At 41.8% G+C, this 1785-nt stretch carries 1 protein-coding gene; it reads left to right on the top strand.

Annotated elements, in window-relative coordinates:
• Window positions 1-198 precede the first annotated feature (198 nt).
• Window positions 199-1446 carry an ISL3 family transposase gene (locus KV40_RS31645; RefSeq protein WP_036489778.1) on the top strand — a complete coding sequence of 416 codons (1248 nt, stop codon included), beginning with the start codon at window positions 199-201 and terminating at the stop codon, window positions 1444-1446.
• Window positions 1447-1785: the final 339 nt, after the last annotated feature.

The following is a 1785-nucleotide window of genomic DNA, read 5'->3' as shown; positions in this document are numbered from 1 at the left end:
TTGCTGACGAGAATCGTCATCCTATTACCGAAATCATTTTGCCATGACCCAACCCTCTGAGCCAGATCCTCAGTCCTTTATTACTCAAAATTTATGGCTCTACCGCAATTCCCGTGGTAGACACTACAAATAGTGTAGTTGTCAAGAGTCTGACTATTTTGGGATGATAAAGAGATTAGATTAACAGTGGTGGGTATGATGGATAACTCGATTCAGATACCTCTCGATTTGCCCGATGTTCGGGTATTAGAAGTGTCGAAAACAGAAGAGGGAACTTGGCTGATTCGGGTTGAGAGTACTCTGAAAGGGACATCATGTCGTAAGTGCGGTAAAAAGTTGACGCATTTCCATGGTTTTGACCAGCCTATCAGACTGCGCCATCTACCAGTATTCGAGCAACCAGTTTATGTAGAATTAAAACCGAAGCGCTATCAATGTCGGAGTTGCCAAGGAAAACCCACCACAACACAAAGATTGAGTTGGCATGAGTTACGGAGTCCCAATACTAAACCCTACGAAAAATGGCTACTACGCTTTTTGGTTAATTCCACTGTGGTCGATGTAGCCAACAAGCTCTCTCTCAGTGAAGAGATAGTCACGGGAGTACTCGACCGTTGGTTGACAACTAAAGTCAACTGGGATCGATTTCAAAGGATTGAAATACTAGGAATCGATGAGATTGCTTTAAAACGAAGGCACCGAGATTATGTAGTTCTGGTCACAACACCTTTAATAGAACAGGGAGTTGAGGTATTAGCGGTGCTAGCAGACCGCAAAAAAGAGACGATGGTCAACTTCTTCGCTTCAATTCCCATCCGTCTAAGGAATACAATCGAACGGGTCTGTACTGATATGTACCTGGGATTTGTCAATGCAGCACGAGAGCAACTACCCCGCGCTCACATCATCATCGACCGCTTTCATGTAGCACGAGCTTATCGTCACTGTGCCGATCTAGTGCGGCGACAAGAACTGAAATTACTCAAACAGAAATTGCCTCAGAAGGAGTATAAGACAATTAAAGGTGCGATGTGGGCTTTCCGCAAATCTTCCGAGCAGCTCAACGATGAAGAATGGGAGTTGCTCCAACGTCTCTTCTCTTACTCTCCCAAAATGAAAGAAGCTTATATCTTACGAGAGGAATTGACAGAAATATTCGAGCGCTTATATAACCCCAAGGGAGCTAAATGCGCGATTCGTGCTTGGTGTAAACGAGTACGTCAGAGTCAAATCTCCCAGTTTACGAGCTTTCTAAAAACTATTGAAACCTGGCTTGAGCAGATCGCTAACTATTTTCTGGAGCGACTTACTAGTAGCTTTGTTGAAGGTTTTAACAACCGAGTTAAAGTTTTAAAGCGTCGTTGCTATGGCATTTTTGATGTAGAGCGTCTTTTTCAACGTCTCACACTCGATATTCATGGCTATGAAAGATTTGGTCTTACTTGACCCACACCATATCTAGTGTTTACCACGGCAATTCCAAGAGAGCCTTAAAAACACTATGATTTAGGCTTTGATTTACACAAATCATTAATTGTTCAATTCAGCATTTATGCAATTGTTCACTACTACATTTAAGGTTAAGACCTATCAAAGAAATAATTGTCAAAAAAAGTAGCAGCCACAAGCGATCGCTAGTCCTTTTTAATCTTTTTAACTTCTTTTATACTACGCTACGAGACTTTATTCCCTTCTGGATTAATTTCTGCTTCTGCCTTCAATTGTGCTTATTTTGGGCTACAAGCAGTTGCAGTTCCCTCTAATAAATTTACTCGCTTTAGACTT

Origin of the sequence: Myxosarcina sp. GI1 (assembly GCF_000756305.1) — a bacterium.
Taxonomy (GTDB): domain Bacteria; phylum Cyanobacteriota; class Cyanobacteriia; order Cyanobacteriales; family Xenococcaceae; genus Myxosarcina.
This window is presented reverse-complemented; position numbering and strand designations above follow the sequence as displayed.

Bases quoted from the DNA above. Each gene is read 5' to 3' on its own strand.
- KV40_RS31645 (WP_036489778.1), top strand. From the start codon at position 199: ATGGATAACTCGATTCAGATACCTCTCGATTTGCCCGATGTTCGGGTA.